Below are 13,217 nucleotides of genomic sequence, written 5' to 3'. Positions count from 1 at the left end.
CCGCCCTGGCCCTGGGTGTCATCGCTCCCGGGGTGACGACTTTCTCACGTTCGCCCGATATCGTTCGTTCCATGACCTTGCGCCGAAAACTACTGCTTGTCGCCCTGTGCACGCTGGCCTTGCCGGTGGCGGGCTGGCTGTACGTGCGGCAGATGGAAACGCTGCTGCGCGAAGGGCAGGCGCAGGCGCTCACCGCTTCGGCGCGTGCGATGGCGCGCAGCCTGGTGGTGACGGATGCGCCGCTGCCTCCGGCGGGGCCGGTGTGGTACGTGCAGCAGGCGAGCAACCCCATCACGGTCGACGGCTATGGCGACGACTGGGCGCCGATGACGCCGTGGAGCCAGCCGCTGGATCGCCGCGGCAAGCTGCTGCTGGCCGAGGATGCCGACTGGCTGTACCTCTACGTCGACGTGCGCAGCGCCCAGCGCACGCGTGCCGATGCGGGTGATCCCAACGCCTTGTCGGCGGATCATCTGGTGCTCAGCCTGGGCAAGGGTGAGCAGTCACGCCGCTACCTGCTGGCCAGCGCGGCGCCGGGGCTGCTCACCGCGCGTCCGCTCGATCCGCCGGCCGATGGCCTGCCCACGCTGATCACCGCGCAGTGGCAGGAAGACGGCAGCAGCTACCACGTCGAGCTGCGCGTGCCGCGCAACCTGAAGCTCGATTCGCTGGGCGTGGCCATCTATGACCCGGCGACCGGGGGCGATCCCCAGGCGGTGGAGCGGCGGCCGCTGGTGGCGTATTCGCCCGAACTGTCGCGGGAGCTCGCCCAGCTGGCGCTGGACGGCGTGCAGGCCCGCGTACTGGCGCCGCAGGGTTGGCTGCTGGCGCAGACCGGCCATCTCGCCGCGCCGGCGGCCACGCCGGGTGACCAGCCGGGCTGGTTCGCCGCGCTGGTGTATCACTCGCTGCTGGCCGACCAGGTGGGTGACGCCGAACCGTGGATGCAGGACGTGCCGCGCCTGGATGCCGGCGAGGTGCGCGAGGCCAGCGGAGGCCATCCGGCCACCCTGTGGCGCCAGGGCGAGGCACGCGGCAGCGTGGTGCTGGCGGCGGCCGTGCCGGTGGAGCGCGACGGGCAGGTACGCGGCGTACTGTTGCTCGAGCAGGCCAGCCGTGCCGTGCCCTTGCTGGCCAACCGCGCGTTGCTCGGCCTGCTGCTGACCAGCTTCGGCGTGCTGCTGGTGGCGGGTGCCATCCTGCTGATCTTCGCCACGCGGCTGAGCATCCGCCTGGGCCGGCTGCGCGATGCGGCCGAGCGCGCGCAGTTGAACGATGGACGTCTGGACGGCCCATTCCCCATGACCGGCGCCGAGGACGAGATCGGCGACCTGGCGCGCAGCTTCGAGCGCCTGTTCGAGGTGGTGGGTGGCTATACCGATTACCTGCGCACGCTGGCGTCCAAGCTGTCGCACGAGCTCAACACGCCGCTGGCGATCGTGAAGTCGTCGCTGGACAACCTCGAGCATGCGCTGCAGGCCGAGCACGCCATGCCACCGGACGCGCAACCCTACCTGCTGCGCGCGCGCGACGGCGTGGCGCGCCTTGGCCAACTGGTGCGCGCGATGAGCGAAGCCAGCCGGATGGAGCGCGCGATCGCCGCCGCCGAGCCGGAAGACGTGGACCTGGTGGCCGTGGTGCGCGGTTGCAGCGATGCCTATCGCCCGCTGGCCGGCACGCGGCGACTGGAGACGGTGTTGCCCGATGCGCCGATGATCATGCACTGCGCGCCCGAGCTGATCGCGCAGGCGCTCGACAAGTTGTTCGACAACGCGCTGTCGTTCACCCCCGAAGGCGGCTGGTTGCGCCTGACCCTGCGCAGCCTGCCGCAAGGCGCGGAAATCGAGCTGGCCAACCAGGGGCCGCCGCTACCCGCGGCGATGCAGGGGCGCCTGTTCGATTCGCTGGTGAGCCTGCGCGACAAGGCCACGCCGGGTGATGCGCCGCATCTTGGGCTGGGCCTCTACGTCGTGCGCCTGGTGGCCGAGCGCCACGACGGCATCGCCACGGCACGCAATCTGGAAGACGGCAGCGGCGTGGCCTTTACCCTGCAACTGCACGGCATGCCGCGCCAGCGCCTGTAGGGTCACCCCCCTTGTAGGAGCGCACCCTGTGCGCGAAAGCCTACGCAGCGCAATGCCAGAGGACGAGGGCCGAATAACGAGGGCGCAAGCCCCAGCTCCGTCGCAGCCTGCAGGCTGGCCCCAGGTCGTCGCACTTGGCGCCCCCGCCCCGATCCGGTCGCGCACAGGGTGCGCTCCTGCATATGGATGGGGCGCCGGGTTACTTGATCTCGCCCAGGGTCCAGCCGCCACCGCCGGGCATTACCGCGATCTGCCGCACCGTGGTAGCGGCGCAATCGCCGGGCTTGTCGGTGCACTGGGCCAGGGTGATGCGCAGGTGCTGGTCGTCGGTGAGGTCGAAGTCGGCAAGGTGGGTGTGCGCCAGCGTGGCGGCCGTATCCAGCGCGGTGCCGATGAACACGCCATGGCGGAACACGTAGAGTTGCAGCGCGCTGGGCTGGCACTGCGGGTCCACCGACACGGCCGCCTCGGCCACATAGGTGTCGCCCTTGCGCTGCGCGCGGCCGGTGAGCAGGCGCTGGCCGGTGAGCAGGAAGCGGTCCTCGTCGTTCTTCGGCGGGGCCGACTTGTCCACGCACTGGCCCGAAGTCTCGCCGCCGGCATCGGTGGCGCTGGCCGGCAGGGGTTGCAGCGGTCGCGGTACGTAGGGTTGGGCCACCTGCGTCGGCGCCGGGCGTTCCAGCCACAGGAACAGCGCGACGGCGCCAAGCAGCAGCGCGGCCACGGCGTAGGGGCGCCCGCGCAGCAAGGGGCGGCGATACAGGTAGGCGACCACGCACACGGCCAGGAGCAGGGCCACCGGCGCCAGCGGACGGACCAGCAGGGCCAGCACGCTGAACAGCGCGGCCGCGATCGCCGCCGTGGACCAGGCCGCCTTGGCCGGCGGTGTAGCGGGCAGCGGCGGTGGCTGGTGGGCGGCTTCGCCGGTGGCGTGCAGCGGCGGCGGTTCCGGAGTGAAGGCGGCTTGTTCGGTCTGGGCGGATGCCGGCGGTCCTGGCGGCACGTCGCTCGTCGCGCCCGGGGTCCAGGCGAACCAGCTCTGGCCGCCGTCGTGGCACCAGGAGTCACCCGGCAGGGCGTAATGGGCGAGTGCTTCTTCCGGCAGCGGCCCGCGGACCTGGCCATCACGACGCAACCACGCCATCCGTTCGCCTTCCGACCAGACGTCGGCCTCCACGCCAAGGCTACGCAGTTGGGCGGCCTGGGCCTCGGCGGTGGCGGCATCCAGGCCGCGACGGATGATCAGCGGGGCCCGTTCGAACACGCGTTCGCGGAACCCGTTCATTTCCATGCCAAAGGCGGCCGCCATGCGTGCGTGGACGGTGGCTTCGTCCTGGCCGTCGAGAAGGCGGCCGGAAAGTACGAGACAACGGTTATCCATACCCATCGAGTCCCCTGCGGATGCCTGTCGCGCACCGATGTCGCAAGGTTAGGCGCGCAGCGTCAAGGGGACAAGCCGTACGCGGATTTCGGTTCGCCCCCGAGCTGCGCCTACAATGGCCGTTCGAGCCTGGCCATCCGGACTGTTTCCACGTGATTTCCCGAGACGAATTCGACGCACTGGCAGCGCAGGGGCATACCCGCATCCCGCTGGTGCGCGAGGTGTTTTCCGACCTTGATACCCCGCTGTCGGTGTACCTGAAGCTGGCCGATGGCCCGTACACCTTCCTGTTCGAATCGGTCGAGGGCGGCGCCACCTGGGGACGTTATTCGATCATCGGCCTGCCGGCCCGCCGGGTGTACCGCCTGCGCGGCCACGAGCTGGAAGTGGAAGACGCCGGTGAGGTCACCGAACGCCGGCACCTGGACGATCCGCTGGGCGAGATCGAGCGCCTGCGCCAGCAGTACCACGTGCCGCGCCTGCCGCAGCTGCCGGCCTTCAGTGGTGGCCTGGTCGGTTACTTCGGCTTCGAGACCATCGGCTACATCGAGCCGCGCCTGGCGCAGTGGGATCGCGCCGACGAGTTGGGCACGCCCGACGTGCTGCTCATGCTGGCCGAGGAAGTGGCGGTATTCGACAACCTCAAGGGCCGCCTGTACCTGATCGTGCACGCCGACCCGTCGCAGCCGCATGCCTATGCCGAGGCGCAGCGCCGCCTCGATGCGCTGGTGTATCGCCTGCGCCAGAGCGGCGTGTCGTATCCGCAGCTCAACCAGGGTACCGCGCTGGACGAGGGCGACTTCAAGTCCTCCTTCACCAGGGAAGAGTTCGAGGCGATGGTGGAGCGCGCCAAGGAATACATCCGCGCGGGCGACATCTTCCAGGTGGTGCCGTCGCAGCGGCTCAGCGTGGGTTTCAACGCACGCCCGGTCGACGTGTACCGCGCGCTGCGCGCGCTCAATCCGTCGCCGTACATGTACTTCGTGGACTTGGGCAGCACGCAGATCGTGGGTTCCTCGCCGGAGATCCTGGCGCGCCTGAAGGACGGCAAGGTGGTGGTGCGCCCGCTGGCCGGAACGCGCAAGCGCGGCGCCACCGACGAGGAAGACCTGGCGCTCGAAGCCGAGCTGCTGGCCGATCCGAAGGAGCGCGCCGAGCACGTGATGCTGATCGACCTGGGCCGCAATGACATCGGCCGCATCAGCGAGACCGGCAGCGTGGAAGTGAGCGAGTCCTTCGTGGTGGAACGCTATTCGCACGTGATGCACATCGTCTCGCAGGTGCAGGGCTCGGTGCGCCCGGAGGTGGGTTACATGGACGTGCTCAAGGCCACCTTCCCGGCGGGCACGCTCAGCGGCGCACCCAAGATCCGCGCGCTGGAGATCATCCAGGAGCTGGAGCCGTACAAGCGCAACATCTATGCCGGTGCCATCGGCTGGATCGGCTGGTGGGGCGATGCCGATACCGCCATCGCCATCCGCACGGCGGTGATCCAGGATGGCCGCCTGCACGTGCAGGCCGGTGCAGGCATCGTGTACGACTCCGATCCCGCTTCCGAGTGGGAAGAAACCATGAACAAGGGACGCGCGCTGTTCCGCGCCGTCGCGCAGGCCGCGAAGGGATTGTGAGCATGGGTCCGGTGCGACGTGGCGTAGTGCTTTCCTGCGCGCTGGGCCTGACCGGCACGCTGATGGCGACGGTGCAGGCCGGTTCGCCGGAGGCACCGCCGGTATGGCGCGACGATGCCACCTCGCGGGTGGAGGCGCTGGCCCTGCTGCAGTCGCTCAACGCCGACCTGCTCAGCCACCCCAGCGCCACGCTCACGCTGGAACGCTGGTGCGGCGTGCACCACATGGCGCCCGAAGCGAAGGTGGTGGCCGAGCGCGTGCACGGCGTGGACAAGCCGCTGCCCGCCGACGGACGCGAACAGCTGGGCATTGGCGCCGACGAGCCGGTGCGCTATCGCCGCGTGCAACTTTCCTGTGGCGGCCATGTGCTGTCCGAGGCCGACAACTGGTACGTGCCGGCACGCCTCACCGAATCCATGAACCACGAGCTGGACAGCTCCGACACGCCGTTCGGCAAGGTGGTGCAGCCGCTGCATTTCCGTCGCCAGACGCTCTCGGCCGAGCTGCTGTGGTCACCGCTGCCACAAGGCTGGGAAAACGGCGCGCCGCTGCCGGCCTCCACCGGCGGCGACCTGCTCATTCCGCACCACGTGCTGCAACATCGCGCGGTACTGTTCGACCAAGGCAACCGGCCTTTCAGCCTGGTGGTGGAAAGCTATACCGCCGACGTGCTGGCGTTTCCGCAGCCGGCACTGGGTGGGCGCTGAGGCGGGTTGGGTCGCGCACAGGGTGCGCTCCTACAGAGCGAGCCCGTTGTAGGAGCGCACCTTGTGCGCGACCAGCATCGCTCATTCCACAGGCACGTCGTAGATCACCTGCGGTGAAGGCTCGGGCGTGAGCGTGTAGTGCCACCACTCCATCGCATAGTTGCGAAAGCCCCCGCGTGCCATCGCCGCGCGCAGCCGTTCGCGGTTGGCGTGCTGCATGGAGCTGGCCTGCGCTGACTCGGTGTTGGCCAGCGTGCCGAAGTAGTCGAAGCCCGTGCCCATGTCCAGCGGCGTGCAGTGCGTGTTGCCGGCGTCGCACTGCATCAGGGTGAGGTCCACCGTGGCGCCGCGGCTGTGGCCCGAGACCGGTGCGATGTAGTCGCCGAGCAGGGCGCGCTTGTCCAGGTCCGGATAGTGTTCCGCCTTGGTGCGCTGGTCGCCCAGGTCGCCTGCCCAGCGCACGAAATGCGCCACGGCACGGGCGGGCCGATAGCAGTCGAACAGCTTCAGCCGCTGGTGCTGCGCGCGCAGCTCGCGCTCCACGCGGGCCAGTGCCTCGGCGGCGGGGCGCAGCAGCAGGCACTTGGGCGCCAGGTAGCCATCCACCGGAGTGCCGACGAAGTTGTCGCTGCCGGCGTACTTGATGTCCTCGGCGATGTCGGGCACCAGGCTGCGGATGTCGACCAGGCCGGCTTCGGCCGCCGTGCGTGCGGGCGACAGTGCAGGCTGGCCATCGGCGCGCACGGCGCCGGCCAGCAGCAGCGCGGCCGGCACGGCGAGAAAGCGGCGCCATGCGCGCATGCGCTCAGCTCCCCGCCTGGTGCACGGTGGCGCGCTGGGTCACCTCGCCCCACACGCGCAGCAGGTTGCCGCCCCACAGCTTGGTGATGTCGGCATCGCTGAAGCCCTGGCGTCGCAGCGCGGCGGTGAGGTTGCGCGTCTCGGTGGCGTCTTCCCAGCCGCCGATGCCGCCACCGCCGTCGAAGTCCGAGGCGATGCCGACATGGTCGACGCCGGCCACGTCCACCATGTGGCGGATGTGCCTGGCGAAATCGTCCACCGTGGGTGGCGGGAAGGCGGCATCGATGCGCTTCATGCCTTCGATGTAGGCGGGCAGGTAGCCATCCTTTTCATCGTCGAAAGTCTTGTCGCCGGCGGCGTGCGCTACCTGCGCCTGCAGCGCCTTTTCGGCCAGCTCTCGGCCTGCGTTGTACTTGAGGTAGCTGTCCACGGCCACGGCCTGGATGACGCCACCCTTGGCCGCGATCGCGCGCAGCAGGTCATCGGACAGGTTGCGCGGGTGGTTGAGCAACGCGCGCGAGGACGAATGCGAGGCGATCACCGGCGAGGTCGAGAGCGCCAGCACGTCTCGCACGCAGGCATCGGAGGAGTGCGATACATCCACCATGATGCCGAGCTGGTTGGCGCGCCTGACCACGCTGCGGCCGAAGTCGCTGATGCCGGCATCGCTGAGCGGCGGATCGCCGAGGTCCGCCTCGGGCGTGGAACTGGTGCACAGGTCGTTGTGGCCCATGTGGGCCAGGCCCACGTAGCGCGCGCCGCGGGCGTAGGCCTTGTCCAGGTTGTTCAGGTCGTGGCCCAGCGAATAGCCGTTCTCCACGCCGATCATGGCCGACAGTCGGCCGGCCGCCTTGTTGGCGCGCACCTGCTCGGGCGTGGTGGCCAGGCGGATGCGGTCGGGATAGGTCTTGAGCATCAGCGCAATGGCGTCGTACTTGCGTTGCGCCTCGGCCACCGCATGGGCGTAGCCAGCGGGCGTCAGCGGGCCCTGTTCGACATAGACGATGAAGAAGGCGGCGTCGAGGCCACCCTGCCGCATCTTGTCCAGGTCGACCTTGAGCACGTTGGAATGCGCCGCGTCGAAGCGAGGGTCATGCATGAAGGCAAACGGGATGTCGACGTGCGTGTCCAGCGTCAGCGGCGGTTCCTGCTGGGCCCATGCATGGCCACTACCCACTACGACCGCCAGCGCGATGGCCTGGCCCAGCGTGCGAAACACGTTCATGCCGTCCTCCCCGGTAGGTGCTGGCATCCTACAGGCTGGGCGCAGCGGCCTGGCAAGGGGCCTCCCAAATGCGTCGGCTGGCGATATGCTCGGCGCAGGGGTTTCAGCCCAGGCGCGGCCATGCCGCGTGCGGGCTCCACGCAAGGGTGATGCATGCGATGGTTATCGGTGGCGGTGCTGGGTCTGATGGTGGCGCTGGCAACGCCGGGGGCGGCGGCGCAGTCGGCGGGCTCGTCCCTGGCGGTGCCGCCCTCGGGCGTCATCGGCATCGGTGACGACGCCATGCTGGGCGCGGATTTCTGGATACGCCCGTTGGTCCAGCCTGACCGCGTGCTGCTCGATGCCGCCGCGATCGCCGCACAGAACGCCCGGCTGCTCCAGCTCGATCCCTCCATGCGTGACCTGCACGCGCTGCCCGCCACGCTGACGCGCGAGCAGGTGCTGCAATGGATCAATGACATCTCGCAACTGCCCGGGAAGCCGCTCTACGACGAGCAGGGCAGGCGCGTGCCGGCGGACGCGCTGCAGGCCATCGGCGCGCAGCTGGCACTGGATCGCGTGCCCGCCACGCAGGCCGCGCGCTACGGGCTGATCGTGCGTCGCGCCGCGTTGCGCAGCTTTCCCACCGACCTGCGCGTGTTCACGTCCGACGACGACATCGACATCGACCGGTTCCAGGAGACCGCGGAGTTTCCTGGCACGCCGGTGGCCATCGTGCACGAAAGCCTGGATGGCCAGTGGCTGTTCGTGCTTAGCCCGCGCTACGCGGCATGGACGCGCCGCGACAACGTGGCCGAGGGCAGCGCCGGACAGGTATTTGGCTATGCCGGCAAGCAACCGCAGCGCGTGGTGACCGGCGCCGTCGTGCGCACGGTCTACACCCAGGAGAACCCGGCGGTGTCGCAGCTGCAACTGGACATGGGCGTGGCGCTGCCGTGGCTGGTGGATCACGCCGCCGACCAGCCGGTGAATGGCGAGTCGCCCTATAGCGCCTACGTGATCGAGTTGCCGGTACGCACCCCGCAGGGAGGCCTGGGCTTCTCGCCCGCGTTACTGCAGCGGCAGGCCGAAACCGCCGACCACTACCTGCCGCTTACCGAGGCCAACATCCTGCGCCAGGCGTTCAAGTTCCTCGGAGAGCGCTACGGCTGGGGCCATGCCTATGACGGGCGTGACTGCAGCGGGTTTGTATCCGATGTCTATCGCAGCATGGGCGTGCAGATGCCGCGCGACACCAGCCGGCAGGAGGGCAGCCCGGTGCTGGTGCACCAGTCCTTCAGTGCCAGCGACGGCCACGACGTGCGCATGCAGGCGGTGGCGGCGTTGAAGGTGGGCGACCTGGTCTATATCCCGGGCCACGTGATGATGGTGATCGGCCAGCTCGACGGGCAGCCCTACGTGATCCACGACACCACCGGCATCAGCTATCGCGATGGCCGCGGCCTGCGCAAGGTCAAGCTCAATGCCGTGTCGGTGACACCCTTGTTGCCGCTGATGTTCGACGAGAAGCACTCCTACGTCGACCGCATGACGGCCATCGTGCACATCAGGCCCTGACCCGCGTGCGCATCACCGGGATCCGGCTGGGCCTGCTGCGCGTGCCGCTGAAGACGCCGTTCCGCACGGCCCTGCGCACGGTGGAGCAGCTCGAGGACATCGTGGTCACGGTGCACACCGACGAGGGAGCCATCGGGCATGGCGAGGCACCGCCAACCGCGGCGATCACCGGCGACACGCTGGAGTCGATCGTGGCGGCGATCCGGGGGCACATCGCGCCGCGCCTGATCGGTGAGGCGATCGACGATGTGGACCGGCTTGCCGGGTTGATCCAGCAGAGCCTGCCCGGCAACACCAGCGCGAAGGCGGCGATGGAGATCGCCATCTACGACCTGTGGGCACAACGACAGCAGGCGCCGCTCTATCGCCTGCTGGGTGGCGGGCATCCGGTGTTGCGTACCGACCTCACCATCAGCCTGGATACGGTGCAGGCCATGGTGGCGCAGTCGACACAGGCGGTCGCGCGCGGTTATCGCGCGTTGAAGATCAAGCTGGGCAAGGACGCCGCGCAGGACATCGAGCGGGTCAAGGCCATCCACGAAGCGGTGGGGGGCGAGGCCAGCCTGCGGCTGGATGCCAACCAGGGCTGGACCGCCGAGCAGGCGGTGAAGGTGCTGCATGCGCTGGAGGCGGCCGGCGTGCAGCCGGAGCTGCTGGAGCAGCCGGTGCCGGCCCACGACATCGACGGGCTTTGCTACGTCACCGCGCGCGTGCACACGCCGGTGGTGGCGGACGAAAGCGTGTTCGGCGTGGCCGATGCCTACGAGGTGATCCGCCGCCGCGCGGCCGACATCATCAACATCAAGCTGATGAAGACCGGTGGCCTCTCCGGTGCGCTGCGCCTGGCGGATATCGCCGCCGAACATGGCGTCAGCTGCATGATCGGCTGCATGCTGGAGGGCAGCATCAGCGTCGCTGCCGCGGTGCACCTGGCGATCGCGCGCTCCTCGGTGATCACCAAGGTGGATCTGGACGGCCCTTCGCTGTGCCAGTACAACCCGGTGGAGGGCGGGGTGGTATATCGCGGACCCGAGATTGCCGTGTCCGATGCGCCGGGTATGGGCATTCGCGCCGTGCGCGGCGTGGAAGAATGGGGCGACTGACATGTCGGGGTGGTCGAACGTGCGGTGTTTTCAGGCACACGGGTGGGGCCGCGTCATGCGGCATGGGCTGACGATGCTGCTGCTGATGGCGGGGGCAAACGCGATGGCGGCGGACGATGACGCAGGCTGGCGCGATGCGCGGCAGATGGTGCTGGTGGTGACGCCGGACTGGAACGCCAACCATGGCGTGCTGCGCACCTACCAGCGCACGGGCAGCGGCTGGCAGGCAGTGGATGCCGCGCAGGCGGTGACCATCGGCGAATCGGGCGCGGCCTGGGGCCTGGGCCTGAATCCCACGCAGGCGAACGGCCCGCAGAAGCACGAGGGCGATGGCCGCAGCGCGGCCGGCGTGTTCCGCATCGGTGAGGCCTTCGGCTATGCCGGCAGTGCCGACACCCACATGCCTTATCGCGCCCTGCAGGTGTCGGACTACTGCATGGATGTAAGCGGTTCGCCGTACTACAACCGCATCGTCGATACGCGCGAGGTGGGCGAGCAGGCGGTGGCCGGCTCCAGCGAGCCCATGCGCCGCGACCTGCACTTGAATGGCGATCGCCTGTACACCGTGGGCTTCGTGATCGAGCACAACGCGCAGGGCGTGGCGGGTGCGGGCAGTTGCATCTTTGCCCATGTCTGGCGTTCGCCCACCGATGCCACCGCCGGTTGCACCGCCATGCCCGAGGCGGTGATGCGTGGTCTGCTCGCCTGGCTCAAGCCCGAAGACCATCCGGTGTTCGTGCTGCTGCCACAGGATGCCTATGCGCGGCTGCGCACGCGCTGGCACCTGCCTGCAGGGGAGCCCACGCCATGAGCCAGACCATCGCCGCCGATGTCGTCGTGATCGGAGCTGGCATGGCGGGTGCCTCGGTCGCCTACTTCCTCGCGCCGCATGTGCGCGTGCTGGTGCTGGAACGCGAGCAGCATGCCGGGGTGCATTCCACGGGACGTTCGGCAGCCTTGTTTTCCGAGACCTACGGTTCGCCGCAGGTGCGTGCGCTGACCCGCGCCGCGCGGCGCTTCTTCGATGCACCTCCCGCGGGCTTCGCCGCCCAGCCGATATTGTCGCCACGCGGCTCGGTGAGCATTGGCGCGGGCTGGCAGGCTGCCACCGTGCAGTCGCTGTACGAGGAGATGGCGCCGCGCACGCAGGGCCTGCGCGTGGTGGATGCGCGCTGGCTGCGCGACGCCGTGCCGGTGTTGCGCCCGGAGGCGGCGCAGGTGGGGCTGTACGAGCCCGGTGCCGCCGATATCGACGTGAATGAATTGCACCAGGGTTTCCTGCGCGGCGTTCGCGCCCAGGGCGGGCAGTTGCGCTTCAACGTGGGCATCCGCTCGATCGAGCGCGGCCCCGGCCACTGGTTCATCGATGCGGGCGAGCACAGTTACCGCGCACCGCTGCTGGTAAACGCGGCGGGAGCCTGGGTGGACCAGGTGGCGGCGATGGCCGGCGCAGCGCCCATCGGCATCCAGCCGAGGCGGCGCTCGGCCTTCCTGTTCGAGCCGCCGGCCGGCATGGACACCCATCGCTGGCCGTTCATCACCGACGTCGACGAAACCTTCTACTTCAAGCCCGATGCCGGCCTGCTGCTGGGCTGCCCGGCCAACGCCGATCCGGTGCTGCCGCACGACGTGCAGCCGGAAGAGCTCGATATCGCGCTGGGCATCCATCGCATCGAGGAGGCCACCACCATGACCATCCGTCGCCCCACGCGCAGTTGGGCGGGCCTGCGTTCGTTCGTGGCCGACGGCGATCTGGTGGGCGGGTTTGCGCCCGCTACCGAGGGCTTCTTCTGGGTGGCCGCGCAGGGCGGTTACGGTATCCAGACCTCGGCGGCCATGGGCGAGGCCTGCGCCAGCCTGGTGCGGGGCCGGCCGTTGCCATCGCACCTGCAGGACGCCGGGCTTACTCCCGCCATGCTCGATCCGAGCCGGCTGGCGCGCTGAGGCAGGCCGACGCGCCGCTCAGTGCAGGCGCGCGCCGAACAACACCAGCGCGGCCATCGCGGCATGCTTCTGGTCGGCGCCCCAGGGTGGTCCGGCCCATTTGCCCAGCGCGCCGATCTCGTCCGCCCAGGGACAGGCGGAGGGCGCCAGTTGCTCCAGGTCGCGTTCGCGGATCAGGCCCAGCGGCAGTCCGCAGCCGGCCACGGCCTTGGCCAGCGCATCGGGAAACAGCAGGCCTTCGGCCTGGTGCATGCGGATATGCACGGCGAGGATCTGCTCGGTGCTCCAGGCGGGCATGGGCGAGCCGGTGAGCACCACGCCACCGGCAATCGCATGTCCGGCCTCCTGCAGTTGCAGCAGCGCTTCGACCACGCGCTCGCTGGCCACCCGGTGGGCTGCATCGATGCCTCGCTGCACCAGCGCCTGCGCGCGTGCCAGCGGCAGGCCCTCGGCGGCATGATACGGCTGGCGCGCCCAGGCGGCCTCGCGTGCGTCGACCAGGGGCAGCCTGCGGCGGTCCACCAGCAGGGGATGCTCGTCGTCCAGCCCGACCGCGACCATCGCGGCCCAGCCCGAATGCGCCTTGAAACCGATGGCCACCTTCATGCGTGCAGGCCCTCTCCCTGCCGGAGAAGCACCACGCCGGTATAGCACGGCCGGCCCGTGGCGGGCGGTGCCGGTCATGAGGTTGCTGCAGTGCGGCGCGGGTTTGAGCACAATGCACGTTCTGGCCATGCGCGGCGTCCGCTGGCGGGCTTCCAGCCCGGCGCGGATCGCGAACCCGCGT

11 protein-coding genes are annotated in these 13,217 nt (G+C 69.5%); 7 read left to right on the top strand and 4 right to left on the bottom strand.

What is annotated here, in order from left to right; translation table 11 throughout:
- The first annotated feature begins 71 nt into the window (after positions 1–71).
- Positions 72–2,084 (top strand): ATP-binding protein, encoded by a 2,013-nt coding sequence (locus tag DVU99_RS04465; RefSeq protein ID WP_114238979.1) that lies wholly within the window; start codon positions 72–74, stop codon positions 2,082–2,084.
- A 199-nt stretch (positions 2,085–2,283) separates the two neighbouring features.
- Here the strand turns inward: DVU99_RS04465 and DVU99_RS04460 are convergent, their stop codons facing one another.
- Positions 2,284–3,465 (bottom strand): hypothetical protein, encoded by a 1,182-nt coding sequence (locus tag DVU99_RS04460; RefSeq protein WP_157971347.1) that lies wholly within the window; start codon positions 3,463–3,465, stop codon positions 2,284–2,286.
- A 152-nt stretch (positions 3,466–3,617) separates the two neighbouring features.
- Here DVU99_RS04460 and trpE point away from each other — a divergent pair, with 152 nt between their 5' ends.
- Both trpE and DVU99_RS04450 read left to right on the top strand, forming a co-directional pair.
- Entirely contained in the window at positions 3,618–5,093 is a 1,476-nt protein-coding gene (trpE, locus tag DVU99_RS04455) for an anthranilate synthase component I (RefSeq protein ID WP_114238977.1), read from the top strand.
- Positions 5,094–5,095: 2 nt separating this feature from the next.
- Positions 5,096–5,800, top strand: a complete 705-nt coding sequence (locus DVU99_RS04450) for a hypothetical protein (protein WP_232823443.1) — start codon at positions 5,096–5,098, stop codon at positions 5,798–5,800.
- A gap of 81 nt (positions 5,801–5,881) precedes the next feature.
- Here DVU99_RS04450 and DVU99_RS04445 read toward each other — a convergent pair whose 3' ends face one another.
- Positions 5,882–6,601 carry a M15 family metallopeptidase gene (locus DVU99_RS04445; protein ID WP_114238976.1) on the bottom strand — a complete coding sequence of 240 codons (720 nt, stop codon included), beginning with the start codon at positions 6,599–6,601 and terminating at the stop codon, positions 5,882–5,884.
- Between the two features lie 4 nt (positions 6,602–6,605).
- Positions 6,606–7,826: a dipeptidase gene (locus tag DVU99_RS04440; RefSeq protein WP_114238975.1), complete on the bottom strand. Its 1,221-nt coding sequence runs from the start codon at positions 7,824–7,826 to the stop codon at positions 6,606–6,608.
- A 153-nt stretch (positions 7,827–7,979) separates the two neighbouring features.
- Between DVU99_RS04440 and DVU99_RS04435 the strand changes: the two genes are divergently transcribed.
- The 4 genes from DVU99_RS04435 to DVU99_RS04420 are packed head-to-tail and all read left to right on the top strand — an operon-like array spanning position 7,980 to position 12,430.
- Positions 7,980–9,383 carry an SH3 domain-containing protein gene (locus DVU99_RS04435; RefSeq protein ID WP_114238974.1) on the top strand — a complete coding sequence of 468 codons (1,404 nt, stop codon included), beginning with the start codon at positions 7,980–7,982 and terminating at the stop codon, positions 9,381–9,383.
- A 5-nt stretch (positions 9,384–9,388) separates the two neighbouring features.
- A complete protein-coding gene (locus tag DVU99_RS04430; protein ID WP_114238973.1) occupies positions 9,389–10,486 on the top strand; it encodes a dipeptide epimerase in 1,098 nt (365 codons plus the stop codon).
- A 55-nt stretch (positions 10,487–10,541) separates the two neighbouring features.
- Positions 10,542–11,297: a L,D-transpeptidase gene (locus tag DVU99_RS04425; protein WP_232823442.1), complete on the top strand. Its 756-nt coding sequence runs from the start codon at positions 10,542–10,544 to the stop codon at positions 11,295–11,297.
- Positions 11,294–12,430 (top strand): FAD-binding oxidoreductase, encoded by a 1,137-nt coding sequence (locus DVU99_RS04420; protein WP_114238971.1) that lies wholly within the window; start codon positions 11,294–11,296, stop codon positions 12,428–12,430. The genes DVU99_RS04425 and DVU99_RS04420 overlap by 4 nt, the downstream gene beginning before the upstream one ends.
- 18 nt (positions 12,431–12,448) lie before the next feature.
- Here the strand turns inward: DVU99_RS04420 and DVU99_RS04415 are convergent, their stop codons facing one another.
- A complete protein-coding gene (locus tag DVU99_RS04415) occupies positions 12,449–13,036 on the bottom strand; it encodes a hypothetical protein (protein WP_114238970.1) in 588 nt (195 codons plus the stop codon).
- Between the last annotated feature and the right edge of the window lie 181 nt (positions 13,037–13,217).

The sequence above is a fragment of the Dyella sp. C9 genome (assembly GCF_003332825.1).
Classification (GTDB): Bacteria; Pseudomonadota; Gammaproteobacteria; order Xanthomonadales; family Rhodanobacteraceae; genus Dyella.
This window is presented reverse-complemented; position numbering and strand designations above follow the sequence as displayed.